Here is a 24,499-nt window from a genome sequence, read left to right as displayed (position 1 = left end):
CCTACGCTCACAAGAGAAATTTCATTCGCTAATCGATTTGAGCCTGCCGCAGTGCCTCGCCCAGTGCCGCCAGCACAACTTCCAGGCTGGGCTGCCCGTGGAAGGTATGGCTCAAGCGCACATGTTGGTGGTGCAGGCCGCCGACGCTGAACAGTTCCCCAGGCGCCACGACCACCTGCTGTGCCAGCATTTGCTGGAATACCTCGCGCATGTCCACCGCACGGGTGGAGCCTAGCCAGAAGGTCGCACCACCGGCGGGCATCTGGTAGGTCACGTGTTCACCCAACTGCTGGTCCAACTGCTGGCTCATGTCCAAGGCCTGCTCACGCAGCAGCTGGCGCAAGCTGCGCAGGTGCAGGTCGATTCGCCCGCTGTGATAAACGCGTGCAATGGCGCGCTGGCGAATCGAGGACAGCCGGAACGAGCGCAACAGGAACTGACGTTGTAATTCGCTGCTCATCTGCCGGGTCAGCACATAACCGTAAGGCGCCTCTGGCCCGAGTATTTTTTCGAAGGAGGAAAACACCACCAGCCGCTCAGGGTTGACCAAATCGCGCAGGGCAACAGGCGGTGGCTTGAAACTCAGCTCACCATAGGTGTCGTTTTCCAGCAGCCAGCAACCGTAATGATCAAGCAGCTGCGCCACGTCCAGGCGCTCGCGTGGCTGCATGGCAACCCCCGACGGCAGGCTGACCGCTGATGACAGCAACACCAGTTGCACTGTCTCCCCGCGTAACATCCCTTCGAGCGCCGCCAGGTCCAGGCTGCCATCCACCGCCCAAGGCAACTCAATGATGCGCACACCGGCATCTTGCAGCAGGCGCAGAATCAGCCAGTCACAGGGCGACTCCACAATCACCGTGGAGCCCGGCAGGTCCAGCACTTCGATGAGAATCTCCAACACGCCACGCAGGTCGGCGCCGATATATACGTCATCGGCATGCCAGCAGCGAGTGGGCGACGAGGTGTAGCGCGCCGCCAATGCCGCTCGCAGCTCCCACACCCCGCAAGGCTGGGACCAGGCCTGCAAGTGGCGCGGGTACTGGCGCACAAGCTCGCGCTCCAGCCGTAGCAACGTCGCGTCCAGGGAGACCAGCAACGTAGGCTCATCGCTACTGAGCACCACCATCCCAGGGCGCCGCGCGGCCACGTAGAGGCGCTCGAGCAAATCCCCACTTGGCAACGTCGAAGGGCTGCCGGCGAGGGGCCAGGCGTAATAGCCTGACTTGGCCACCGAATACACCCGGCCCTCTTTCTCCAGCAGTGAGTACGCATACTGAATGGTGGAAATCGAGACATTCAGGCGCTGGGACAACTGGCGCAGCGACGGCAGTTTCACGCGGGAGTCGGTACTGACCTCGTTGATCAGGTTGATCATGTAGCGATAGACCGCCTGATAGGCGAAGTCCGCCTGCCGCTCACCACGCAGCGTCATCGCCCGGACAGCTGGAAGGCCAGTTCGCCGTCAGCCATAGGCCGTTCATGACGTGGGCTGCGTGCAGTTGCGCCGGGAACCAGCGTCGTCGGCCGTTTACGGTACAAGTGCTGGAGCAACGGCAGCGGTACCCCGCTGGTGTCGGCGAGCCACTGCTGCAACATCTCGGCGGCAGGCTTGCCCTGCAACACCTTGTGCAGTTCAGGCAAGGCCACCAGCATGCCCGGATGGCACTGGCGCAAATAGCCTTCCAGCCGTTCGCCATGATGGATGAAGGGCGAAAACAACAGACAGATCAGTTGGCCCTCTTCCAGGCCGAAGAACTGTTCGGCACATTGGGTCGCCAGCACGCGTCCTTCGCGGCTCATGGCTTGGGTTATCAGCGTATCGGGAATCTGACGATCACGCAGGTACTGCGCGGCCTGTAGAAAGAACCCTTCGACACCCTCTTCGTAATCCAGCTCCCGCAGGCATTCCGCTTGCAGGCCGCGCAGGTGCGCCATCAGCAACGGGTTGGCAACCGTAGGGTGGCTGAAATGAAAGCCCAGCGGGTCCGGGTTATAGGCCATGAACTCGGTAAGCAAAGGCGCGCACGTGCGGTCAACGCCCTCAAGCAGGTCGGCAATGCCGATGGAGGCCAGGTTGCGATGCCCACCGGGGCTGGCGTTAGCCTTGGGCACACAGTGCTCGCCGAACAGGTCACGGTAGAAGCCTTCGCTCCATTCGTCCATCCGCGCGAACAGCCCGTTGAGCGATGCCGGCTTGTCGGTCGGCAGCGTAGCGCCTGCGGCCTGGGCAGTCTTTTTCAGCCAGGCGAGGAGCTGGCTCTGTTTGCGCGCGGAATCGCCGCTGGCCACGGCATGCACCCCGCCGTTCCACGCGGTGACACGCTGATAGAAATCCCCCAGGGCCAAGTAGGTGTCATTGCACAGTGTTGCGCAGATATCGCCGGAGGTCAGATGCCCTATCATCAACCTATTGCGCTGGCTGGTTTCACAGCCGACGCTGGACAACGGGCGCTGGTAGTTAAAGGGCAGCACCTGTTGGTTTTCCACCATCAGCAGCTCAACCCGTTCGTCATCGTGGAAAAACAAACGGCTGTAACCGCGATGGATCGTATCGAGGGTGTCTTGGGTCATGCCGGTGTGGCGCAACGTGGCAACCCGCAGCTGGAACGTCCTCGGCGCGCGCCCGGCAATACTCAATTGTGCGGCGCGCAGCATGGCCAGGGTGTAGCTGCTGACCTCCCCGCCGCCATGGGCTACCAACACCTTATAATCCCCTATCTGCTCCATGCCCCCTGCGGCCACGACAATACGCTGGATCAATAATTGAAGTGCTGTGCGTTCTGCGCGGGTAAAGTACCCAATCAAACGCTGCTGAACTTGTTGATAAACATAATTCATAGCCTGGTCGTGAATAGCGCTCATAGCTGTACTACCTGAGTTGAAATATCAGTTTCGAATAACGACAGAACGTAGTTGTTCGACTTATTGCGTCTGTGAGAATGTCGCCCGCGGCGAATGCTCGCGATGTATAAACACTAGCACCCCGCAACAAATCGACATAGGCTGGTTACTCGACTCCCCATGGGGCATCCATTGCTCCCGATGGCCTTATCGTCAAGCATCTAGGCCGTTTACGGCAGAGATCCTAGGAATCTTCCGACAGCCTCCTACGCCACCTTCACCCTGTATTAAAAGACTCATCCGACAAATATAACTCGCCAAACTTTAATCCTCGTTTGTGTACCGCTTGAAATCCGCCTTGAGAGTACCCGCCTGCGCGTGCACGCGCAGGCACTGAACTATTAGTTAGAGGAAGTACCTGCAGCTGTATCAGCAAATCAATCATTACTCAGTCCTTGAGTTGAAAGTGAAGACTCAATTATCAGGACTGAAATTATGATTAACAGATACAGAACTTGGCAGAAAACCAGTTCAGATAATAATCAAGCGATACACCGATAACGCAGACACAACAACGCCGCGCTGAATTTCAGGGCGGCGTCAGGGGGAAAGGTATCGTTTACAGGACCAAACGGCATTGGCACGCTTCAAACAGTGTGCGAGTTAAGCCCTGTCAAATGGCGCATTTGCCCCATACAGACGGGGTTTGGAATACTCCTTTGCGAATATTCCTACACCTCAAACAGCTTCAACCTGCAATGCAACTCGCTCGCGGCACGGGCATTCGTCCATATAACGGTGCGCTTCCACGAACTGGTTGAACGCAAACACCGTGGTTTTAAGCGGCACCAGCACGCGATCAGCCGTCAGTTGGTTGATATCACGCAAGGCACGCTGCAACGCAACCTGGTCTTGAATGATGCCCAGCTCCGGCTTGCCGGTGAAGTTGCCGATGCAGTGAACAAAGAACTGAATGTTCTTCTGGAAGGCGGCGCAGGCCGGGAATGGCGTCTGGTTGCCACCTTGCAGGCCATAAAGCACCAGGCTGCCACGCGGTGCCAGTACATCACCGAGCAGCGACATTTGCGGGCCGCCCAAGCCATCGAACACCACGTCTACGCCGCGATTATCGGTGAACTTGTTGATCTGCATGAGCAAATCCTGTTCTTCAGTGACGATCACCTTTTCCGCGCCCAGGGACAGCAGGTACTCACGCTCGGCACTGTCTTTGGTCGCGGCAATCACCCGCACGCCCAGGGCTTTGCCCAGTTGCACGAACGAGGGGCCAGAGCAGTGACTCGCGTCGGTGACCAAGGCGAATTGGCCGGGTTTGACCCGCGCCAAGTCCACGTAGGCAAAGTAGGCAATCAGCAGCGGCGTGTAGTGCACGCTGGCTTCAATCGGGCTCAAGACGTCCGGATAGCGGGTCAAGGCTGAACGGGGCAGGACGATCTGTTCGCCATACACCGGATAATCATTGGGGCTCTCGGCCGGAAAACTGGCCACTTTATCGCCCACTGCCAAGTCATCCACGCCGTCGCCGAGGGCTACAACCACCCCGGCCATCTCGTGGCCAAGGCCGGACGGCAGACGTGCATGGGAAGACGCCAGGTTCTGGCGCCATAGAATGTCATACCAGCTGATGCCAATCGCCTCGACACGCACCTGCACTTCGCCCGGTGCGGGCTGCGCGGCTACATGCTCTTCGCACTTGAGCACCTCGGCCGGACCAAACTTGTGAAAACGAATCGTGCGGGACATCGCAAACCTCGTCAAAGTAACCTCTAATGCCATGAACTCTATCTGGGCTTTCCAGGTAAGGCCACCGGTCGCCGTTAATAGTCGACATGCTTGTCATTGATTCCGCAACTGAGGTATTGACCTCAGCTATCGTAGGAAAACTCAATTATCTTGTGCAGAGTACCAGCCTTTCCCCGTAAGATTCATGCCGGTCATGCGTCTACATGGAACCCAAGGGCTCTGTAGGTGGCCGCTCTCGTCAAGTAAGCTGACTCTTCCAGGACACAAGATGAACCGTAACGACCTGCGTCGTGTCGACCTTAACCTCTTGATCGTATTCGAAACCTTGATGCATGAGCGCAGCGTGACCCGTGCCGCCGAGAAACTGTTTCTCGGTCAGCCGGCCATCAGCGCGGCCTTGTCGCGCCTGCGTGGTCTGTTCGATGACCCGCTGTTTGTACGTACCGGGCGCAGCATGGAACCCTCGGCCCGCGCCGTGGAAATCTTCGCCCTGCTCTCTCCCGCGCTGGACTCGATTTCCACCGCCGTGAGCCGCGCCGCCGAATTCGACCCGGCCACCAGTACGGCCGTGTTCCGTATCGGTTTGTCCGACGACGTTGAATTCGCCCTGCTCCCCCAGTTGCTCAAGCGCCTGCGCGCCGAAGCCCCCGGCATCGTGCTGGTGGTACGCCGCGTTAACTACATCCTGATGCCGGGCCTCTTGGCTTCTGGCGAGATTTCCATCGGCGTCAGCTACACCGCCGACCTACCAGCCAACGCTAAACGCAAAGTACTGCGCCGCAGCTTGCCGAAACTGCTGCGCGCCGACAGCGTGCCCGGCTCGCTGAGCCTGGACGACTTCTGCGCCCGCCCCCACGCGCTGGTGTCGTTCTCCGGCGACCTGAGCGGGTTTATCGATGAAGAGCTGGAAAAGCTCGATCGCAAACGCCACGTGGTCCTCGCCGTGCCGCAGTTCAACGGGTTGGGCACCTTGCTCGCCGGCACCGATATTCTGGCGACCGTGCCGGACTATGCGGCCGAGGCGCTGACCTCAGCAGGCGGTTTGCGCGCAGAGGACCCGCCATTGCCAGTGCGTACGTTCGAACTGCATATGGCCTGGCGTGGGTCGCAGGATAATGACCCAGGCGAACGCTGGCTGCGGTCGCGGATTCAGATGTTTTTTGGAGACCCCGACAGCCTCTAAAAATCCTCGGCGTAATCGCCCAACAGCACCGGCAGTTGCTCGCGTAACCACTCCACCCAGGTGCGTACCTTGGCATCCAGAAACCGCCGCGACGGGTACACTGCGAAAATACGCCGTTCGCGCAGTTTGTAAGCCGGCAGCAACCGCACCAGCGAACCGTCCTGCAAGACTGCGTGGGCGCTGAAAAACGGTAACAGGCTGATGCCCATGCCCTCTTGTGTCGCCTTGACCATGGCGTCGGCGACGTTGGTTTTGAAGGTGGTGCCGGGCGCAATGGCAATGTCGCCCGCTTCGCCCGGGAACAGCCATTCGTCCTCCTGAAAGTCTCTTAAATGCAGGCGCCGGTGCTGCAGCAGCTCAAGCGGATGCTCGGGCACGCCGTGTTTGGCCAGGTAGCCGGGGGCTGCGCAAGTCACGCTGAATAACTGGCCGATCGTCTGGCTGACCAGGGCCGAATCCGGCAACGCATGGGCGATGCAGATGACCACGTCGTGCCCTTCTTCAAGGGGGTCCGGGTTGTGCTGTGAAAGGGTCAGCGCGATGGACACGTCGGGGTAGTGCTCACTGTAACGGGCGATCAACGGCGTGATCAGTACGCCCAGCCCGCTCATGCAGTGCACCCGCAAGCATCCGCGCGGGTTGAGGTGGGCGCCGCTGGCTTCGGCGGTGGCGGCGTTGATGTCGTCGAGAATGCCTCGGCAGCGCAGTAGGAAACGCTCGCCTGACTCGGTAAGGCGCAAGCGCCGGGTTGTGCGCTGCAGCAGGCGCGCTTGCAGATGCTGTTCCAGGTCGCAGATCAAGCGGGACACTTGCGCGCCGGACAGCGCCAACACCTCTGCTGCCGACGCAAAACTGCCGCTGTCGACAACCTGGGCAAACACCCGCATACCATTGAGCAGATCCATCAGCGTTGCACCTTGATTGCTACGTAATACGTACGAGTCATTTACCGGTTCGCGGCTTTAACCCCGCGCCGGAGCCACTACACTGGACCCTACTGAACAGAGGGCCACAGCATGAACATCAGATTTCTAAGCCTTATCTTGCTCTTCACTGCCACCGGTGCTTTTGCCGCCGGCGGCAATGACAGCCCGGCGTTGGATATCCAGCACGTGGTGTCCACCACCGCGGTACCCGGCAGTTGCCAAGTGGAGCCGGCGACCCTGGTGTACCTCGATAGCCAGGGCGCCCGCCACACCGTCACCTACACGGTGATGGGCACTTGCCAGGGCGGCGTTTAAAGCAGCTTCCAGGTGTAACTGAGGATCAGCCGGTTCTCATCGATGTCGCTGCGGTAGTTGGAACGCGCCATCACATTGCGTACGCGAATACCCAGGCCACTCAATACGCCACTTTGCACGGCATAACCGATCTCGAGGTCACGCTCGCGGTCCTTGCCCTCATAGCCCGCGCCGGTGGTCACGTTGTCGCCGGTGATATAGCGCACCGTGGTCGTCAACCCCGCAATACCCAGCGCCGCAAAGTCGTAGTCGTAGCGCACCTGCCAGGAGCGCTCGTCGGTATAGGCGAACTCGTAGGTGGGCACCTCGTTGCCCAGCGGCGTGATATTGGCAAACACGCGTGGGAAGGCGCTGTCGCCGTACATCGCCTGATAACCCACATAGAAGGTGTGGCCGCCACGCTTGGCCGACAGCAACGAGAAGAACGCCTGGTTGTCGATTTTGCCGAGCAGTTTGTCGCCCTCCTCTTGCGCATCGTAGTAACCCAGGTTGGCGCCCAGCACCCAAGCCCCTACCGGTTGGCTGTGCTTGAGGCCGATAAAGTTCTGGGCATAGATGTCGTTGAGCTGACCATGCCAGAGGCTGACGCTGGTGCGATTGCCGTTGAAGGCATAGTCGCCGCCGACATAGTTGAACGCGTCACTCTTGGCCCCGCGCTGCGGCACATGGCCGAGCATGGCGATCATCTTCTCGTCACCGGCCTCATTGCGCAGGCTGGTAGTGGTCAAGTGCCCGGCCTGCAGCGTGAGGCCGCTGATCTCACTGGAGCTCAGACTCACCCCCTGGTAACTCGGCGGCAGCAGGCGGATGTCACTGAAGGCCAGCACCGGCAGGTTGGGCTGTAATTCACCGGCCTTCAATTCGGTTTTAGAAAAGCGGGCCTTGAAGGTCAGCCCGAGGCGGCTGTAGTCATCGGCGGCACGGCCATCGTCCTTGACCGGCAGCAAGCCGGTATTGGCCCGATCCGGGCTGCTGTCGAGCTTGAGGCCCAGGGTGCCCAGCGCGTCCAGGCCAAAACCCACGGGCCCAGGGGTATAGCCGGATTTGTAGGTCAGAATAAAACCCTGGCCCCACTCTTCGGCCCTGGATTGCTTGTTGGCGCCGACGATGTCCGAGAAGTCACGGCTGAAGTAGTAGTTACGGGCCTGCAAGGTGGCTGTGGAATCCTTGAAAAAATCGCCCTCGTCAGCCGTCGCCGCAAGGGGCACGCCCAACAGGGCGTGCCAGATACGTTGTGTGTTCATGTCGTTGCTCTTAGTTATTGTTATCGACGGTTTGGGAGGTCACAGCGTCTGGGCGGCCGGCAAGGCCGCGATGGAGCGCCGTTCGTTCAGGGCGAATACGCTCATCGCCAGTGCGGCAATGGCACCGGGTATGGCAAACACCATGAAGTTCAATTGCAGGGGCAACTCGATCGCCATCAGTGCGCCGCCCAGCAGCGGACCGACAATCGCGCCATTACGCCCGATGCCGGAGGCCCAACCCAAGCCGGTGGCGCGAATCGACAAGCCATAGAGCTGCGCCGCCCCGGCATACAGCAGGATTTGCGTGCCGATAGTGGTAGCGCCCGCGACGAAGATCAGCAGGTACAGGACCGGCATCGGGCTGTTAATGCCCAGCAGGCTGATGGATACCACCGCGGCGATAAAGAAGCCGATCACGACTTTCACTAGGTTCAGCCGATCGCCCAAACGACCGCCGACAAGCGCCCCGGCCATACCGCCCAGGTTCAGGGCAATCAGGAACGACAGGCTCGACCCCAGGCTGTAACCGGCGCCTGCCATCAGCTTGGGCAGCCACGAACTCAGGGCGTAGACCATCAGCAGGCAGCAGAAAAACGCAGTCCATATCATCGCCGTGCGTAAGGCCAAACCATGGCGGAACAGCTCCACCACCGAGGCGCCTTTGCCTTTGCTGTCGGTGACGACCAGTTCATCTTCGGCATTGATTACAGTGCCCGGCGACAGCCGATTAAGCAGCGCCCGTGCCTGATCCACACGGCCCTGGCGGATCAGAAAGCCGATGGACTCGGGCAGCCAGTACACAATCAGCGGCAACAGCAGCAGCGGGATGACCGCGACAAAAAACATCGACTGCCAGCCATAGCTCGGCAGCATGAAAATCCCCACGCTGGCTGCAAGCATCCCGCCCAGGGAATAACCGCTGAACATGACGGCCATCAAGGTGCTGCGCACTTTTTTTGGCGCATATTCGTTGATCAGCGCCGCCGCATTGGGCATCAACCCGCCGCAGCCGAGCCCGGCGATAAACCGCCAGATTCCGAACTCGGTGGGGCTTGTGGCAAAGCCATTGATCACCGTGGCGATGCTGAACAACGCGAAGCAAAATACGATGCCTTTCTTGCGCCCGAAGCGGTCCGCCAGGGTGCCGAAGATCAGCGCCCCAAACATCATGCCGAACAGCGCATAGCTGCCCAGCGCGCCGGCCTGCAAGGGGGTCAGCCCCCACTCGCGCATGATCGACGGCAGCACCACGCCGTAGATAAACAAGTCATAACCGTCAAAGATCAACAGCAAGGCACACAGGCTCACGACCAGCCAGTGGAAGCGGTTGAACGGCGCATTATCAATAATTGAATGAACATCATGGGTACGCATGGCAGTGCTCTCTTTTTTGTTTTTGTGAGTCAGTGTCTGCAGGAACAGCGGGTCAGCCGAGGTCGCCACCGCCTACCGGCAACGTCACGCCGGTGATATAGGAGGCTTCGTCAGAGGCCAGAAACAGAATCGCGCAGGCTTGTTCGTCGATGCTGCCGTAGCGCTTCATCGGGCTGCTGTTGAGGGTCTGGTCGACAATCTGTTGGTACCACACGCGTTCCTGCTCGCTTTGCGGCTGGCTGTTGCGCGGGATGCGGCGCGGCGGTGCCTCGGTGCCACCGGGCGCGGTGGCGTTGACGCGGATGCCACTGCCGGCGGTTTCCAGGGCCAGGCAGGCGGTCAGGGCATTCACCCCGCCCTTGGCCGCGCCATAGGGCACGCGGTTGACCCCGCGTGTGGCCACCGACGAGACATTGACGATGGCGCCGCGGCCCTGTTCCTGCATGTAGGGCAACACGCAATGGCAGCACCACAGCGTGGGGAACAGCGAGCGGCGCACTTCGGCTTCAATCTCACCGACGGCGTAGTGTTCAAAGGGTTTGGCCCAGATAGTGCCGCCGACGTTGTTGACCAGAATGTCGATACGCCCGAACCGCGCCTGGGCGGCGGCCATCACCCGTGCGCACTCGGCGTGTTGTTCCAGGTCGGCGGTGAGGATCAGCGCCCGCTCCTGCTGCAATTCATGCACAAGCTCGGAGCGATCGACCGCGACCAGCCAGGCGCCCTCCTCCAGCAAACGTTCGGCGACACGCCGGCCGATGCCCTGGGCTGCGCCGGTGACCAGCGCAACCTTGTTGTTGAAACGTGGATTCATGGGCATGTCCTCAGGCGGCATCGCTGCTGGCGATGGCGTTAGCGGTGAACTTCTCGTAATGGAAACTGGCCGGGCTCACGCCTTGCTGCTTGAAGTGCTGGCGCACCGCATCGACCATCGGCGGCGGGCCACACAGGTACACGTCGACGTCACCGCCGTTGAGTGCCTCAGGGGCCATGTGCTGGGTGACATACCCCTGGCGCAGGTGGGCGGTTTTCGGGTCGGCCACGCAGGTCACCACGCTTAAATTGGGCAGCCGCGCCGTGAAGGCCTCCAGCGTCTGGATCAATACCAGGTCCTGATCTCGCGTCACGCCATAGATCAGCGTGATCGGGCGGCTTTCCTCACGCTGCGCAAGTGCTTCAAGCATCGACAGGAACGGCGCCAGGCCGGTGCCGCCGGCCAGCAACAACAACGGCCGCACGACCTCACGCAGGTAGAAACTGCCCAAAGGCCCGGTCATGGGCACGCTGTCACCCGGGCAGGCGCGCTCCAGCCAGCCGCTCATCAAACCGCCAGGCACGTGCTTGATCAGAAAACTTGCACGCGTATCGCCGGGGCGGCTGCTGAACGAATACGAGCGCGTCTGCCCGCTGTCGGGGACGCCGATATTCACGTACTGGCCAGGCAGAAAGACCGGCACCTGATCCAGCTCGAAACTCACCTGCAGCGCGGCATCGGCATGCCGGGTAATGCTCGCCAGCGTCGCGACAAACTGCGCGGTGCCGGTCTTGCAGACGCTGGACGGCACTGGCACAGCGATCACGCAGTCGGACTGAGGCACCATCTGGCAGGTCAGCACTTGGCGTTCCTGGGCTTCATCTTCGCTCAAGGCGTCTTCGATGTAGTCGTCGCCCAAGTCATAGGCGCCGGTTTCGCAGCGGCACTTGCAGGTACCGCATACGCCGTCCGAGCAGTCCATCGGCAGGTTGATGCGTTGGCGAAAGGCGGCATCGAGCACCTTTTCACCCACCTTGCAGTCGATGAAACGGGTCACGCCATCCTCGAAGTTCAGGGCAATGGCATAGGTCATGGCGGTGTCCTCAGATGTGGTAGATGTCAATGACCTGGTGGATGTAGTCGTTTTTCAACACCACCTTCTTACGCGTGATCAGCGGCTGTTCGGCGCCGATGTCGAGGCAATAAAACGAGGTGCCGAAATAGCTGTCCGTGGTCTTGTAGCGATGGCTCAGGGTTTGCCAGTTAAAGCGCAACTCCACCTGCGCCCCGTCGTCGGCCAGCACCTCCAAGTTGGTGATCATGTGCACGGTGCGTGGCTCGGGCGTGCTGGCGCTAGAGCGTTCAGTCTTGATCCGGAAGATGCGGTCTTCCAGGCCGTCACGGCTGGGGTAGTAGATCAGCGAGATTTCACGTTGCGGGTCTTCGGTGAGGGTGTCGTGGTCGTCCCAGGCGGGCATCCAGAACTCCACCGTGGGCGAGTAGCACGCCAGCCATTGATCCCACTGACGGTCGTCCAGCAGGCGCGCCTCGCGGTAGAGAAAGTCCAGCAGGCAGTCACGGCGCAGGCTCATGGCTGCACCTCACGGTCGCTGGCTATCAGCCCTTGCCTCTCGCGCTGGATCGCACGCTGCAGGCTCTGGGCCCAGTGCGCATGCTGGCGCACGAACAAGCCCTCGTCTTCGGTTTTAACCCCGCTCAGTTGCGGGTGCATGCCCATGGCCAGGGCGTTCTCGTCGGCCCCTTCCACCCACTGCTTGGCGCCACGGCTGAGGTCATTCCACAAGCTGCTCGCGCCCTGGTAACCGGTCTGGCAGGCCCGAAACTCTTCCAGGTCATCCGGGGTGCCCATGCCGCTGACGTTGAAAAAATCTTCGTACTGGCGGATACGCGTCGCCCGCTCCTGGGCGCTTTCGCCGATGGGCGCCATGCAATAAATCGTCACTTCGGTTTTGTCGACCGCAATGGGCCGCACCACGCGGATCTGCGTCGAAAACTGGTCCATCAGGTACACATTGGGATAGAGGCACAGGTTACGGGTCTGGTCGACAATAAAGTCGGCACGCGCCTGGCCCAGACGCTCGGCCAACTCGGCACGGTGGGCGTGCACCGGGCGCACTTCAGGGTTGAGCAGGCGCGTCCACAGCAGGATATGCCCGTGATCGAAGGCATAGACGCCGCCCAGGCTTTTCGACCAGCCATTGGCGTCGACAGTGCGCGTGCCTTCGGCCTCGTAATTGCGCCGGCCCATGGTCGCCGAGTAGTTCCAGTGCACGGAGCTGACGTGATAACCGTCGGCGCCGTTCTCGATCTGCAGCTTCCAGTTGCCGTCGTATACATACGACGAACTGCCGCGCAGCACCTCCAGGCCCAGCGGGGCCTGGTCGATCATCTGGTCGATGATCACGCGGGTTTCGCCCAGGTAATCGCTCAGTTCCGGCACGTCTTCGCCGAGGCTGCCGAACAGAAAGCCACGGTAGTTTTCAAAGCGCGCCAGGCGCTTGAGGTCGTGGGAGCCATCGCAGTCGAAGCTGTCCGGATAAGCCCCAGTCTTCGCATCTTTGACTTTGAGCAGCTTGCCGGCGTTGCTGAACGTCCAGCCGTGAAAGGGACAGGTGAACGACCCTTTGTTGCCTTGTTTGCGCCGGCAGAGCACGGCGCCGCGATGTGCGCAGGCGTTGACCAGGCCATGCAGGACGCCCTGTTTGTCGCGGGTGATGACCACCGGCTGACGGCCGATCCACGTGGTGAAGTAGTCGTTGATCTCGGGCACCTGGCTTTCGTGGGCCAGGTAGAGCCAACCCCCTTCGAAAATGTGCTGCATTTCCAGGGCGAACACGTCGGGGTCGGTGAAAATGTCGCGGCGGCAGCGGAACACCCCGGTAGCGGGATCTTCCTGAACGGACTCGCGCAGTTGGCTGGCGAGGCGGTCGAGTTTACTGATCATGGGGCAGGCCCTCCGTTTTTCTTGTATCAGGCGTCCCCACCGTAGTTGTTTGCCCTACGCCTCGATATCCGGTTTCTGCACATCACTGTCCACTTGGCGCATACCACTTATCGATGACGTTTCCAGGTCTGCGACGGCAGCTCGCCAAAGCGTTTGCGATAGGCCTCACTGAAGCGCCCCAGGTGCATGAAACCATGGTCCAGCGCCACCTCCGTCACACTGCGCGCGGTGCTCAGTTGCAGGCGCGTGTGCACTCGTTCGAGCTTGCGCCGCCGCACATAGTCACGCGGCGACAGGCCAACCTGGCGCTCAAACAGGCTGTACAGCGACCGTTCGCTGACCTTCGCAACCGCCATCAGTTGCTCGACGCTGATGTCGTCGGCCAGGTGCTGCTCGATGAACTCGCGCACCGCCTCAAAGCCACCGCCTTGCGCCGTCTGAGGGACCACTCGCAGCACATTGTTGGCGAGCAGCGCCAACAGCTTATTCGCCACGATGCGCTCATACAGACTCTGCATCTGCGGCTCAGCGGCGTTTTCCGCCTCATGGCAGATCAGCCCCAGTAACTGCAGGAAACCGTTCATTTCAGTGAGTGCGTGGCGTGCCGTCGCGAAGCGGATGCCCGACTGCGGCAGCGTCCAGTGCTGCTCAAGGCAGGCGTTTTCCAGCAGCCGCACCGGCAATTTGATGATGAATTTTTCGCAGTCGGCAGAATAGGTCAGGTCCACCGGATCATCCGGGTTGATCAGCAGGATCTCGCCCGCGCCCAACACCTGTTCCTCGCCACGGGAGTTGGAGCGGCAGTGGCCACTCAGCAAAATCTGCAAGTGATAGATGGTTTCCAGCGCCACCGACGTGACCCGCACCGGCGCGCCGTAGCTGATGCGGCACAAGTCCAGGCTGGAAAACGTGCGATGGCTGATACTCGCCTGCGGCCGCCCCTTGGGGGGCAGGCGAATGCAGTGGCTGCCGACATGCTGGTTGACGTAGTCCGACACCGCATAGGCATCGGCCCCCTGGAATATCTGGCTGCGCTCACTCAATAGCACGGTCATGGTTGCGCCTCTTTTATAGTTATTGGGCTTAGGCTGACGCCTGGGGTATGGGGCGTCCAATATGGATAAGGTCTGAATGAATACCCTGGAGGTATCGTCAGATGGGCTGCGGCCGTGTTTCCGGGGTGCGTCGGGGGTAGGTTTGAGGTGAAGATGGCGATTTCATACTTTGAAACAATACAATCAGGGTCAGCACCCACGCAAAGATCGTGCGCAACCAGGTGCTGAAACCCACCTTCGTTGCGGTAGGCACCGGCACTTAACGCCAGGTTGGCGCCGTGGATATGGCGGTGGTTCTCGGTGAACGGGTACAGGGCAAGGTAGCGCGAACGCACCGACTCACCGTACTCGCTCCAACTGTCTGGCACACCAAGGCTTTTCGGTCACTCCGATGGAACGATACGTCGCCTCGCCGCCTCTACCCACTAGGTAAGCCAACGCGCGGAGCGCAGAGGTTGCGCTCGCAAAAGATCAACGCGGTTGAATCCGCCAGCCACTAAAAAAGGACAGCCACCATGTCGTACGATTTTCAAGGTATCGCCAATGTCATCACCGCCTCTCGGCACATAGGCACCCACTCGGATGAGCACCTTAATGAGTCGGTCAGAATTCAACTGACCAGCAGCGGCAAACCCACCCTTGCACGCTTGAGTTTCGACAGGCCACTGCAATGGCCTGGCCACCCCAACTTTGTCGCGGTCAACTTGCCGGACGGTTCAACTGTCGGTGGTGTGATCGCCGAAATTGAACGTTCGACTGATGGCCCTGGCTGGGTGACGTTTACAGTGGATGACTGACACCGATTCCCTGGCATCGCAACGACCGTCGCATTGTCAGACAATTTTTTGAATCTTTTTTGACGCCAAATATCTGTACTTCATGAGCATCAGGAGTCCTCATGAACGCGAGCGAACTGTTTACTATCGAATATCAACTCCACGGCGTGACGAAGTCTTTTATCGTCCGCGCACCGCAGATGAACAATACGGAAGCTTGGCACTGGGCCAGTTGCGATGCGGGTGTGGCAGTGATACCCAGATTTGGTCAGCACACGATAAAACGTCTGACTAAACCGATCGCAGAAAAATATGGAATCACTGAGGTGCGCTGGAGCGGCGCAGCGGCAATCCAATGGATGGAGGGACTTACACCGTGATCAGCCAGACCTTTGAGTACACGGCCAAGCAGGCACTGGAAGACGAAATAGCGCAAAACACCAAGATGTTTTTCGAAGCGGACCGGCTTGATGCACACGCCTACAAGCTCATCGAAGCCTACAGCGGCGACGCGGTGACCTGGTCGCGCTTCACCCAAGCCAAGCGCATAGCAGACGCGCAGCGCACCGCCGCTTACCATGAGTGGATGCGTATAAAGCGCGCCGCGCGGGGCTGAAGATCAAAAGCAAAGCCAAGGCGGCCTTACCGCCGACCTGATCTTGGCAGCTAAACTCGGTCAAATTGTGGGAGCGGCGGTGCGACGTGCTCGCGGAGGCGGTGCATCAGTTACACATGTGCTGACTGACCCACCGCCTTCGCGAGCAAGCCCGCTCCCACATTTAGATCTCAGTACATTCAGGTAGATGTGTGCTGCTTTGCTTTTGCTCTGCTTTTGCTTCAACCACTCAGGTCGGCTACTAGGCCGCCGTGCTGTAGATTTTGATCTTGATCTGACAGGCCCCGTTAACCACGATGGCCGCACGCAGGCTTGAATCCGTGGGTAACCCGGCAGGACGCCGGGTTAGCCGCGCTGGGCCAAGGATGGCCCATCGCGGCGGCCCACGGATTCAAGCCTGCGTGCGGGCATGCCGAGCCTAAGCGAGGCACCGAGTGGTGGGGCAAAGCGTTTTTTGGTTACTTTTTTAGGCGTTTGTAAAAAAGTGACTCGCTGTAAGAGCGAAACCCTAGGTGGCCGTTACCGCAGCAACGGATATGTACTCAATCTACCTAACCCCCGCCATCAACCCACCAACGCCGTCTCGCGCGCCAATGCCCATGCCGCCATCAACCGCTGCGGGCTCTGGCAGGCTTTACGCTTGTACACAAAGTTGCGGCACTTCTCAGCGAACTGTTGGCGGTTGTGCACCATGTCTAACTGCATCTGTACCAGTTCGAGCTCTCGGCAACGTTCAATCTGTGCCAGATCCATCGTAGCTTTGCGTGTGCGGGCTAGAACGTATGCCTCATCGCTCAGCGCGCTGCTGGCCTGTTGCAAAAGCCACTGACTGAAGGCCTGCGGGCAACGTGGGCCGATGGCCTGGACCATCCCGTATTGCTGGGCCTGGAGGGCACTGATCGGCAGGCACTCTTCGGTGAGCTTATGCGCGATTTGACTGCCGACAGCCCGCGGCAGGCTGTAGGTCCAGTATTCAGAGCCATACAGCCCCATGGTTTTGTAATGAGGGTTGAGGACGACACCCTCGCGGGCCAACACAATGTCGGCGGCCAACGCCAGCATTACGCCGCCCGCGCCGGCACTGCCGGTCAGACCGCAGACCACCAGTTGCCTGGCCGTGAGCAACTCCTGGCAAACATCGTCGATGGCCTGAATGTTGGCCCAGGCTTCCAGCCCCGGCACCTTGGCAGCCTGGATAACATTGAGGTGCACCCCATTGGAAAAGCTCCCACGCCCGCCCTTGATCAACAGCACCTGAGTGTCTCGCGCCTTAGCCCAACGCAACGCAGCCACCAGCCGCTGGCAGTGTTCGGTGCTCATAGCACCGTTGTAGCACTCAAACGTCAGTTCGCCGACGTGACCGAATGCTTGGTAACGAATCGGTTGATAGGCCAGCGCATTGAACGTCTGGTGGGCGATCGAGCTGTCCAACACCGGGACGTCTGCCAACCCCTCAGCCAGCACATGACGTGCCGGCCGCTTGAAGGTCTCCTCCCCTGGCTGGGCTTTGCGTTTGAGCGAGCCGATCCACAGGCTGTGATCGCCGGCGGCAACCAGCACCGCGTCGTCCTGTACTGCGAGGATGTCGCCCGGCGTGCCGTGGCGTGAATCCAGATGCGCGTCGTACAGGTAATACTGCCCGCCCTGGAGGCTTGCCAACACGCCGGGCTGGCCATCGGCGGCGTCGATGCTGCGTTTGATGAAGCGTGCACAATCGAACCAACTGAAGATGCGGTCAGCCTGGGTCATGTTTGGCTGCAAACGCCCGATCACATGGGCTTGCGTGTAGTCGAGCGGCACCGGGACGAAACCCTGGGTGAACTTTTCCACCACGTCGCGGATGCAAACGATCGCGGCGTCACTCACTGGGCCGTTGTACAACTCAGATTTGCGCACCTCGCCAGGCATGTCGAATTCACACGTCGACCAGATCGGCCCGGCGTCCATTTCCTCCACCGCCTGCAGCGCCGTAACGCCCCAGCGCCTGACCTGCTGGGTGATGGCCCAGTCCAGCGCGCTGGCGCCACGGTCGCCGACGATGCCCGGATGAATGATCACCACCGGGCGCTGCGGGTTGCGCCATAGCTGCTCTGGCACGCGGTCTTTCAGAAAGGGGCAGATCACCAGGTCGGCGCCTGAATCCTCGACCTGCCGGCATACCGTGGCTGCATCCGTGAACACTACAACGCTGGGGTCGTGACCCGACTGGCGCAAATCCAGCCAGGCGCGCTGGGTCAAACCGTTGAACGCCGAGGATAACAATAGGATCTTCAATGACCGCATGGCTGACTCTTCCTTGAGAATGCGCGGCCAGAGGCGCTCCTTGAGCCGTCCCTGGCCTTTGATGGAAGCGCAAGGTTAGAGGGCCTGCCGGGAAGGTCACCTGATCAGGATCAATCTTGTGTCAGCCAATTGCGCATTAACACCCAGCAGGCGAAGTAAAGGCCTCACATGAGCCGCTTACGAAATAGGGCGCGACCCGCGCCAGGCGACGGGCGCTACGGCTAAAAACTGCCTCAACTCCATCAGTACCGTTGTGCTTGAGTAACGCGTAGTGCCCGGACGGTCGCATTTCAAGGCCGGCATGATGTTTTCGACGCCGCCATACTGCCAAGTACAGCCTTCACACTCATCCTGCTGAAGGGCTCAACAGGCGCTCACTGCGCGCCAGGTGATCCATGCCTTCAAGATAGCAATGCGCGTAATGTTCGGTGTGCTCCAGCACGTGCTCCACGTTCGGCAAAACGGCTTTGTAGATCTGCAACAGGGCCGTATCGGCATCGAGCGTGCCGGGCGGCTTCGCCTGTGCCGCCAGCGCGTTAAAGGTAAAAGCCGTCCTCCGCGCCTGGGGTGACGTGCCCCTGGAGAAGTCGCCGAGCCTGGCTACATCGATCAACAACTCCTGGTGCCGCAGCGCGCTGGCAGGCGCCAGAAACGCATAAATGGAGGCCAGCCCATCCAAGTCAAAGTGATCGCTGGTGACAACGCTCGCCCCGTCCACGCCAGCGCCTTCGCGCAGACAGTGGAAAGCACTTTGCGTTGACAGGTTGGCTTTATAACGCGCTGGTGCGTGGTTCGATGGCCAATGTGAAAGGGTCAGTAATGTCGCTGCGTTATCAATCGAATCCAGTGAGATATTCGGCACCTGGGCGGTTTGCCCCAGCGGTAAATACCGGAACGGGCTGTCACGGTCGATACCGATGGCGCTGGGCAAATCAATGAAGTGGTTGTTGATGATCCCGATCGCCCGCCCAGCACTCTGGTTTCAAGGTTCAGCAGCTGTGCAGCAAGAACTGCAGCTATTGCGCGCCGCCATGGGCGACAGCGCCAGGGTCGAGCGCTGCGAGCACCTGATCTCCGGGGATCGGCGCGGCGTCTATACCATTCAGCCCCGCCAGTGAACCTCGGTGGCTCCAGCGACCATTGCCCCCAAAGGCATTAGCTCATGCCACCTGCACAGGGGTCGCAGACGTTCGGTTCAGCCAGCCACCTGCACCCGCGGGCCTCGGCGCGACACATTCAACGCCACCCCCAACGCCAACACCGCCATCACAATCCCCGCAAGAAACCCACCGCTATACCCCGCCTGAGCCGTCAACCCAACGAGCAACGTCGAAGACAACATCTCGCCCAAATCCCGCGTGCTTTGCACAGCCGTCATGTCCGTGCCCGCCTGATCGCTTTGGGCGGCAAAGGCCATGGACGCGGTCATGATCACCACCGACGTGGCGCCGGTGGCAAACGAGCCCAAACCCACCGCCAGCCAGATCAAGCCAGTCTGCGTGGCAAGCAGGCCGGTGGCTTGCAACAGCCAGATCAGTGCGGCCACGCCAGCCATGCCCACCGCCAGGATGAAGGTCGGCCACAGGCCCAGCACACGAATCAGCCAAGCGCCGCCGCCGCAGCCGAGCACGACAGTGACCATGCCGCCGCTCATGCCCAATTGGCCGATGGCCTGTAGGGACCAACCGGCGTCATTCAGGAACAGTTTGGACAAGCCGAACCCCGAGACCGAGGTCATTGCCGACAGCAAGGCCAGCACTACCAGCGAGACTGCCTTGGGCCGTTTGATAAACCGCCACAACGAGGCGTGGGCCACGTCCGGCTGTTTGTCCTTGGCCGGTGCAACGTGCAGCCAACCGACGCACACCAGACTCAGCAACGGCACCAGCGCCAGCACACTGAATGCCGTGGTTTGCCCCAGGTAGCCACTGAGCAGCAAGGTGCCAGCGCCGCCGACAAAAAAGCCGACCATGGTGCCGCCGACCTGAATGGCGTTGATGCGCGCGAGCATGTTGCCGGTGAAGTACTCGGCGGCCATGCCGTCGGTGGCGATGTCCTGGGTGGCGCTGGCCAGCGAGGCGACAATCAGCAAGCCCACGGCGATGCCTGCGGTTTCCACACTCAGGCCGATGCTCGCCAGGGTGGCGATGCACAGCAGAACCAGAATCTGCATCGGTATGATCCAGCTGCGCCGCCGTCCCAGGCGCGGACTCCAATGGTTATCGACCTGGGGCGCCCAGATGAACTTGATCACCCACGGCAGGCCCACCAACGGCAGGAATGCCAGCGCATGCAGCGCGGCGCCATCATGGCGCAGCAGGGTCGGCAAGGCGTCCATCGCGATGCCGAAGCAAATGCCCTGGGACAGGTACAACAGGGCGAAGGTCAACACCATGCGCCAATGTTTCAACAGATCCAACATACGAGTCTCCCCTCAGGCAACGTTAGCGGCGGCAACCCGTGCCGCACGCGTAAAAGCAATCAAACGGCGCAGTGCCAACAAGGCACTGGCGCCACACAGCAACAACACAAGATCAATCGGCCATAGCGGCAGGCTGCCGTGCTTCAAGCTCCCCGCCAGGTGCAGCACACTCGCCGCGACAAAGGCCAAACCCGCCACGGCCAACAACAAGTGCAGCGGTTGACGGTTTGGCGGGACGACACACGCGAGCAACACGCTGGCAAGCCAACCGCCCCAGAACCACCACGCCCAGTTGCCGATACCCAGCGCCCCGGCGCACAGCAACACGGCAGTGGCCGTCAGCAAGCCGCCGCCACCACCGACCACCAGGCGCAACAGCACCTGCCAACCGGCGCCAGCCTTCAGGCGGCGGCGTTCCAGCCACAGGTACACGCCGCTGAGCACCAGCACCGCCGCTGCCAAGGCCATGGCGAAATGCACCGCACGCAGCAGCGGCCCGGCATACGGCACCCAGCGGTAGTCGGCAAAGTGCAGCGGCTGTACCGCAATGAACGCCTGCAACCACAGGCCGCGACCGCTGGCACTGCTGGTGCCCAAGGCGAGGCCGTCATCGCCGCGATAGGTGTGGCGTTCAAATACGGCGGTGCTGGGCACGCCTTGTTGGATGCCGCTGACTTCCACCCACGCGCCCGGCTCGCCCCAGTGGTGCAAGGCGAGGTTTTGCGCAAAGAAACCCGGATGGGCGACGGCGTCCCGGCGCAGCAACTGATCGAGATCAACCGGTGCCGCCCCCGCCTGTGGGCTGACCTGCGGCGGTGCGCCCAGCAACTGCATAAAGGCTTGCTGCGGCGCGCCTGGAAACGCCTGCCCCGCCAAGCCCAGCGTGCCCAGCGCGCCGAGGCCGGACAGCGCGCCGGTCACGCCGAACAACAGCAGCCACGGCCCGCACCAGCGGCCGATCAGGCTGTGCAAGTCATGGGCGAACACCCGCGCACCACGGTCACGACGCAGGCGTTTGAGGTCTTGCAAACGCCCACTGTGCAATGCGCTGCCCGCCCAGATCATCAGCAACAGCACCACGCCCAGCAGGCTGACCAGAATCCTTCCGGGGAAGCCGATGAACAGGCTTTTGTGCAGGTTGAACAGGATGTCAGCTGCGTTGCCCGACGCCAGTTCACGACCATTGGCCGGGTCCAACGCGACACTGCAATCCTTGGGCGACCCGCACAGCTCGACCACCGAGTGGCTGCGATCCGGCAGGCGAATGCGCAATTCACCCAATCCCAGGCCACGCTCACCGGCGATATCCAGCCATTGCGCCAGCGGCAACGCCGGGCCTTGCGCCAGCGCCGCCGGGCCGCGAAACCAAGCGCGCAGGTCTTCATGGGCCATGCTCCACGCGCCGCTCAGCAGGATCACAAACAGCACCACGCCAAACACGCCACCCACCCCGGCGTGCACGCGCTGCACAAGCGCCCTCGGTGCGCCCATCATGACCAAGTTCCATCCCACAGCAGCCAGGGCGTAAACAGCAGCAGCCAGGCACTGGAGCGCAACACCAGCCGCTTGCGATCCGGTGCTAGCAGCGACCACAACAGCACCGTCACCAAAAAGCCCAAACCCAGGAACACCCCGGCATACAGGCGCTCCAACCCGCCGCCCCACGGGTAATGCCGCGCCAGCAACACCGCCAGTTGCAAGCTGCTGAGCACACTGCCGGCCAATGCCAGGCTGATGCGTAGCGGCCAGGGGCCAAGCATCAGAACGTGCCTCGCAAGGTCATGTTGAGGCTGCGCGGCTCGCCGTAGCGGTTGTTCCAATTCACGTTGGACAGGCTCTGGTAGTACTTGCGATCCGCCAGGTTGTTGCCATTGACCGAGGCCGTCCAATGGTCATCGATACGGTAGGCGACCCGCGCATTCAGCAAGGCATAACCGCCCTGCTCCAGCGTCACCGCGCCGGATTGTGCGCTGTAATCACTTTGCGCCTGCACACCGGCGCCGACGCTCCAGCGCTGGTCCTGCCACGGCAATTCGTACTGGGTCCAGATCCGCGCCATATGGCGCGGGGTGAACTCGGCATAGCGTTCGCCCGAGGCGTTGGTGGTGTCCTTGAGGTACTCGGTGGTGGTGTAGGTGTAGCCGGCGGAGACGTTCCACTGCGGGGTGATATAGCCGGTACTTTCCAGCTCGAAGCCCTGGCTGCGCACTTTGCCGCCACTGATGTAATAAGTGTTTGGCCCCGCACCGGGGTGCTCGGGGTCCACCTGTGGGTTGTTTTCCAAGTCGATACGGAAGACTGCCAGCGACACATTCAAGCGGCCATCGGCCAACTCGCCCTTGATCCCGGTTTCGTAGGTCTTGCCCTCGACCGGCTTGAGCAGGTCGCCGCTCCAGGTTTGCCCGGTCTGCGGCTGGTACACCTCGGCGTAGCTGGCGTACCACGACCAGTTCTGCGCGAAGTCCCAGATCAGGCCACCATACGGCGTGATTTCGCGGCCAGGGGTGAAGTGGCTTTTCGGCGCGTCCTGGTCCCACCAGCTGGCGCGGCCACCGATCACCAACGTCAACGGGTCGAACAATTTGTAGCGGGTCAGCGCGTAGACGCCCTTGGAGGTGGTGGTGGTCGAACCCGGCGAGGTGTAGGCGCCAATCCCGGGGTTGGGCACGCTGCTCGGGTCCCAGCGATACACGTTCACCGGCACATTCAGGGCCGTGGTGAACGGTGCGGTGTGCTGCTCGGTCTCACCCTGACTGTAATGGGTGCCCAGCAGCAACTCATGGCTGCGCCCGAACAACGAATACGGGCCGTTGACCGAGGCATCCACGCTCTTCTGGGTGCTGTTGAATTTGTACGCGCCGCTCATCAAGCTCGCACCGTCGCCGGTTTGCGGGTCGATGGCACCATTGGCACCGGCATACCGCAGGCTGGAGTCGGCGTCCTGGTATTCGGCCGCGACCTTGGCTTTCCAGTCGTGATCGAGTTGCTGCTCGAGGGAGCCGAACACCCGGCGCGTGGTCCACTTGAAGCGGTCCCAGTCCACATCCAGGTAGGTGGAGCGCGGCAGGTTCAGGCTCGAACCGTCCTTGGCCATCGGCACGCCGGCCATGTTGGTCACCGAATCGATGGTCTGGTATTGCGCCCCCAAGGTCAGCAGCGTGTCGGGGCTGAGGTCGAACTCGGTGATGCCGTAGAGCAACTGCGTGTCTTGCTTGCCGACGTCGTAAAAATAGTCGCGGTCCTCATAAGCCGCCACCACACGCCCGCGCACGTTGCCGGTTTGCGTCACCGGCCCGCCCACATCCACTTCGCCACGGTAGCGGTCCCAACTGCCGCCGCTGAGCAAGGTGCTGGCGGCGAATTCCTTTTGCGGGCGCTTGCGCACCAAGTTGACCGTGGCCGCCGGGTTGCCGCTGCCGTGCAGCAAACCGTTGGAGCCACGCAGGATCTCGACGCGCTCGTACACCGCCATATCCTGCGGCGAGCTGGCGGTTTCACCAAGCATCGCCGGTACGCCATCGAGTTCGAAGGAGTTGATCTTGAAGCCGCGCACGTAGTACGCGGTGGTCAGCAACTGGAACGGCTGCACCGTCACGCCGGTGGCCTGCTGCATCACTTCGTCGAGGCTGAACAGGTTTTGCTGCTCGATGCGCTCGTGGTCGATCACACTCACTGACTGCGGGGTTTCACGCAGCTTGAGCGGCAGCTTGCCGATGCTGGTCACGCCCGGCGACGTCACATCGCCGGAGATGTCCTCACCGGCAATTTCGACATTGCCCAACTGCACGGCGGCAATCGCCTGCGCCAATGGGCTCAACCCCAATACCAGCACAATCCCCAAGTGTGCCCCGTTACGCTTCAAACCCCGCCCAACCTTTGCTGCTCCCCGGTGTGACATTGCCCCGCCCCATTATCGATAATAATTCGCATTAGTATCGTTTAAACGAAGTAAGCGACTTTTCGATTTAGGGACTTTTTCAA

Annotated in this window: 23 protein-coding genes; 6 read left to right on the top strand and 17 right to left on the bottom strand. The window is 61.1% G+C overall.

Going from position 1 to position 24,499, the window contains the following annotated elements; genetic code table 11:
* Nucleotides 1-28: 28 nt before the first annotated feature.
* The 3 genes from KZH41_RS14670 to KZH41_RS14660 form a co-directional block, all read right to left on the bottom strand.
* A complete protein-coding gene (locus KZH41_RS14670) occupies nt 29-1,435 on the bottom strand; it encodes a PLP-dependent aminotransferase family protein (protein ID WP_242149231.1) in 1,407 nt (468 codons plus the stop codon).
* Nucleotides 1,432-2,865, bottom strand: a complete 1,434-nt coding sequence (locus tag KZH41_RS14665) for a hypothetical protein (protein ID WP_263275065.1) — start codon at nt 2,863-2,865, stop codon at nt 1,432-1,434. The genes KZH41_RS14670 and KZH41_RS14665 overlap by 4 nt, the downstream gene beginning before the upstream one ends.
* Before the next feature lie 717 nt (nt 2,866-3,582).
* Nucleotides 3,583-4,605, bottom strand: coding sequence for a zinc-dependent alcohol dehydrogenase family protein (locus KZH41_RS14660; protein ID WP_094953143.1), 1,023 nt, complete (start codon nt 4,603-4,605; stop codon nt 3,583-3,585).
* 268 nt (nt 4,606-4,873) lie between these two features.
* On the opposite strand from KZH41_RS14660, the gene KZH41_RS14655 reads away from it, so the two are divergent.
* Nucleotides 4,874-5,788, top strand: coding sequence for a LysR substrate-binding domain-containing protein (locus tag KZH41_RS14655; protein WP_094953142.1), 915 nt, complete (start codon nt 4,874-4,876; stop codon nt 5,786-5,788).
* On the opposite strand, the gene KZH41_RS14650 is transcribed toward KZH41_RS14655, so the two are convergent.
* Complete coding sequence (locus tag KZH41_RS14650; RefSeq protein ID WP_263275064.1) at nt 5,785-6,693, bottom strand: LysR family transcriptional regulator; 909 nt, start codon at nt 6,691-6,693, stop codon at nt 5,785-5,787. The two genes, KZH41_RS14655 and KZH41_RS14650, sit on opposite strands and share 4 nt — an antisense overlap.
* A gap of 111 nt (nt 6,694-6,804) precedes the next feature.
* On the opposite strand from KZH41_RS14650, the gene KZH41_RS14645 reads away from it, so the two are divergent.
* Entirely contained in the window at nt 6,805-7,029 is a 225-nt protein-coding gene (locus KZH41_RS14645; protein ID WP_094953140.1) for a DUF2790 domain-containing protein, read from the top strand.
* On the opposite strand, the gene KZH41_RS14640 is transcribed toward KZH41_RS14645, so the two are convergent.
* The 7 genes from KZH41_RS14640 to KZH41_RS14610 form a co-directional block, all read right to left on the bottom strand.
* Nucleotides 7,026-8,273: an OprD family porin gene (locus tag KZH41_RS14640; protein WP_094953138.1), complete on the bottom strand. Its 1,248-nt coding sequence runs from the start codon at nt 8,271-8,273 to the stop codon at nt 7,026-7,028. The genes KZH41_RS14645 and KZH41_RS14640 overlap by 4 nt on opposite strands.
* A 39-nt stretch (nt 8,274-8,312) precedes the next feature.
* A complete protein-coding gene (locus KZH41_RS14635) occupies nt 8,313-9,647 on the bottom strand; it encodes an MFS transporter (RefSeq protein ID WP_094953148.1) in 1,335 nt (444 codons plus the stop codon).
* 52 nt (nt 9,648-9,699) lie between these two features.
* Nucleotides 9,700-10,461, bottom strand: coding sequence for a 1,6-dihydroxycyclohexa-2,4-diene-1-carboxylate dehydrogenase (locus KZH41_RS14630; RefSeq protein ID WP_094953137.1), 762 nt, complete (start codon nt 10,459-10,461; stop codon nt 9,700-9,702).
* Nucleotides 10,462-10,471: 10 nt separating this feature from the next.
* Nucleotides 10,472-11,494: a benzoate 1,2-dioxygenase electron transfer component BenC gene (gene benC, locus KZH41_RS14625; RefSeq protein WP_094953136.1), complete on the bottom strand. Its 1,023-nt coding sequence runs from the start codon at nt 11,492-11,494 to the stop codon at nt 10,472-10,474.
* A gap of 10 nt (nt 11,495-11,504) precedes the next feature.
* On the bottom strand, nt 11,505-11,993 hold the full coding sequence (gene benB / locus KZH41_RS14620; protein WP_094953135.1) for a benzoate 1,2-dioxygenase small subunit: 489 nt from the start codon (nt 11,991-11,993) through the stop codon (nt 11,505-11,507).
* Nucleotides 11,990-13,366, bottom strand: coding sequence for a Rieske 2Fe-2S domain-containing protein (locus tag KZH41_RS14615; RefSeq protein ID WP_263275063.1), 1,377 nt, complete (start codon nt 13,364-13,366; stop codon nt 11,990-11,992). The genes benB and KZH41_RS14615 overlap by 4 nt, the downstream gene beginning before the upstream one ends.
* A 107-nt stretch (nt 13,367-13,473) precedes the next feature.
* Nucleotides 13,474-14,421, bottom strand: coding sequence for an AraC family transcriptional regulator (locus tag KZH41_RS14610; RefSeq protein WP_263275062.1), 948 nt, complete (start codon nt 14,419-14,421; stop codon nt 13,474-13,476).
* Nucleotides 14,422-14,936: 515 nt separating this feature from the next.
* Here KZH41_RS14610 and KZH41_RS14605 point away from each other — a divergent pair.
* The 3 genes from KZH41_RS14605 to KZH41_RS14595 all read left to right on the top strand — a co-directional run bounded on the left by KZH41_RS14605 (nt 14,937) and on the right by KZH41_RS14595 (nt 15,813).
* Nucleotides 14,937-15,218, top strand: coding sequence for a hypothetical protein (locus tag KZH41_RS14605; protein ID WP_263275061.1), 282 nt, complete (start codon nt 14,937-14,939; stop codon nt 15,216-15,218).
* Nucleotides 15,219-15,319: 101 nt separating this feature from the next.
* A complete protein-coding gene (locus KZH41_RS14600) occupies nt 15,320-15,577 on the top strand; it encodes a DUF6555 family protein (RefSeq protein WP_094953131.1) in 258 nt (85 codons plus the stop codon).
* Nucleotides 15,574-15,813 carry a hypothetical protein gene (locus tag KZH41_RS14595; protein WP_094953130.1) on the top strand — a complete coding sequence of 80 codons (240 nt, stop codon included), beginning with the start codon at nt 15,574-15,576 and terminating at the stop codon, nt 15,811-15,813. Before KZH41_RS14600 ends, KZH41_RS14595 begins: the two co-directional genes overlap by 4 nt.
* Nucleotides 15,814-16,377: 564 nt before the next feature.
* Here the strand turns inward: KZH41_RS14595 and KZH41_RS14590 are convergent.
* The gene (locus KZH41_RS14590) at nt 16,378-18,096 is read right to left on the bottom strand and encodes a hydrogenase maturation protein (RefSeq protein WP_094951151.1); all 1,719 of its coding nucleotides are present in this window, start codon (nt 18,094-18,096) and stop codon (nt 16,378-16,380) included.
* A gap of 346 nt (nt 18,097-18,442) precedes the next feature.
* Entirely contained in the window at nt 18,443-19,027 is a 585-nt protein-coding gene (locus tag KZH41_RS14585; protein ID WP_263275060.1) for a DUF6687 family protein, read from the bottom strand.
* Between the two features lie 4 nt (nt 19,028-19,031).
* Between KZH41_RS14585 and KZH41_RS14580 the strand changes: the two genes are divergently transcribed.
* The gene (locus KZH41_RS14580; protein WP_263275059.1) at nt 19,032-19,214 is read left to right on the top strand and encodes a hypothetical protein; all 183 of its coding nucleotides are present in this window, start codon (nt 19,032-19,034) and stop codon (nt 19,212-19,214) included.
* A gap of 77 nt (nt 19,215-19,291) precedes the next feature.
* Here the strand turns inward: KZH41_RS14580 and KZH41_RS14575 are convergent, their stop codons facing one another.
* From KZH41_RS14575 to KZH41_RS14560, 4 genes are read right to left on the bottom strand one after another with little or no spacing between them, the layout of a single operon-like run.
* Complete coding sequence (locus tag KZH41_RS14575; RefSeq protein WP_263275058.1) at nt 19,292-20,518, bottom strand: RhtX/FptX family siderophore transporter; 1,227 nt, start codon at nt 20,516-20,518, stop codon at nt 19,292-19,294.
* A 12-nt stretch (nt 20,519-20,530) separates the two neighbouring features.
* Nucleotides 20,531-22,012, bottom strand: coding sequence for a PepSY-associated TM helix domain-containing protein (locus KZH41_RS14570; RefSeq protein ID WP_263275057.1), 1,482 nt, complete (start codon nt 22,010-22,012; stop codon nt 20,531-20,533).
* Nucleotides 22,009-22,278, bottom strand: a complete 270-nt coding sequence (locus KZH41_RS14565) for a hypothetical protein (RefSeq protein WP_094951148.1) — start codon at nt 22,276-22,278, stop codon at nt 22,009-22,011. Before KZH41_RS14565 ends, KZH41_RS14570 begins: the two co-directional genes overlap by 4 nt.
* Nucleotides 22,278-24,380, bottom strand: coding sequence for a TonB-dependent siderophore receptor (locus KZH41_RS14560; protein ID WP_412548780.1), 2,103 nt, complete (start codon nt 24,378-24,380; stop codon nt 22,278-22,280). The genes KZH41_RS14565 and KZH41_RS14560 overlap by 1 nt, the downstream gene beginning before the upstream one ends.
* Nucleotides 24,381-24,499: the final 119 nt, after the last annotated feature.

It is taken from the genome of Pseudomonas sp. YeP6b (assembly GCF_025642995.1).
Lineage (GTDB): Bacteria > Pseudomonadota > Gammaproteobacteria > Pseudomonadales > Pseudomonadaceae > Aquipseudomonas.
This window is presented reverse-complemented; position numbering and strand designations above follow the sequence as displayed.

Coding starts and splice junctions, on each gene's coding strand:
- KZH41_RS14670 (WP_242149231.1), bottom strand. CDS start 1,435: ATGACGCTGCGTGGTGAGCGGCAGGCGGACTTCGCCTATCAGGCGGTC.
- KZH41_RS14665 (WP_263275065.1), bottom strand. CDS start 2,865: ATGAGCGCTATTCACGACCAGGCTATGAATTATGTTTATCAACAAGTT.
- KZH41_RS14660 (WP_094953143.1), bottom strand. CDS start 4,605: ATGTCCCGCACGATTCGTTTTCACAAGTTTGGTCCGGCCGAGGTGCTC.
- KZH41_RS14655 (WP_094953142.1), top strand. CDS start 4,874: ATGAACCGTAACGACCTGCGTCGTGTCGACCTTAACCTCTTGATCGTA.
- KZH41_RS14650 (WP_263275064.1), bottom strand. CDS start 6,693: ATGGATCTGCTCAATGGTATGCGGGTGTTTGCCCAGGTTGTCGACAGC.
- KZH41_RS14645 (WP_094953140.1), top strand. CDS start 6,805: ATGAACATCAGATTTCTAAGCCTTATCTTGCTCTTCACTGCCACCGGT.
- KZH41_RS14640 (WP_094953138.1), bottom strand. CDS start 8,273: ATGAACACACAACGTATCTGGCACGCCCTGTTGGGCGTGCCCCTTGCG.
- KZH41_RS14635 (WP_094953148.1), bottom strand. CDS start 9,647: ATGCGTACCCATGATGTTCATTCAATTATTGATAATGCGCCGTTCAAC.
- KZH41_RS14630 (WP_094953137.1), bottom strand. CDS start 10,461: ATGAATCCACGTTTCAACAACAAGGTTGCGCTGGTCACCGGCGCAGCC.
- benC (WP_094953136.1), bottom strand. CDS start 11,494: ATGACCTATGCCATTGCCCTGAACTTCGAGGATGGCGTGACCCGTTTC.
- benB (WP_094953135.1), bottom strand. CDS start 11,993: ATGAGCCTGCGCCGTGACTGCCTGCTGGACTTTCTCTACCGCGAGGCG.
- KZH41_RS14615 (WP_263275063.1), bottom strand. CDS start 13,366: ATGATCAGTAAACTCGACCGCCTCGCCAGCCAACTGCGCGAGTCCGTT.
- KZH41_RS14610 (WP_263275062.1), bottom strand. CDS start 14,421: ATGACCGTGCTATTGAGTGAGCGCAGCCAGATATTCCAGGGGGCCGAT.
- KZH41_RS14605 (WP_263275061.1), top strand. CDS start 14,937: ATGTCGTACGATTTTCAAGGTATCGCCAATGTCATCACCGCCTCTCGG.
- KZH41_RS14600 (WP_094953131.1), top strand. CDS start 15,320: ATGAACGCGAGCGAACTGTTTACTATCGAATATCAACTCCACGGCGTG.
- KZH41_RS14590 (WP_094951151.1), bottom strand. CDS start 18,096: ATGCGGTCATTGAAGATCCTATTGTTATCCTCGGCGTTCAACGGTTTG.
- KZH41_RS14580 (WP_263275059.1), top strand. CDS start 19,032: ATGAAGTGGTTGTTGATGATCCCGATCGCCCGCCCAGCACTCTGGTTT.
- KZH41_RS14575 (WP_263275058.1), bottom strand. CDS start 20,518: ATGTTGGATCTGTTGAAACATTGGCGCATGGTGTTGACCTTCGCCCTG.
- KZH41_RS14570 (WP_263275057.1), bottom strand. CDS start 22,012: ATGATGGGCGCACCGAGGGCGCTTGTGCAGCGCGTGCACGCCGGGGTG.
- KZH41_RS14565 (WP_094951148.1), bottom strand. CDS start 22,278: ATGCTTGGCCCCTGGCCGCTACGCATCAGCCTGGCATTGGCCGGCAGT.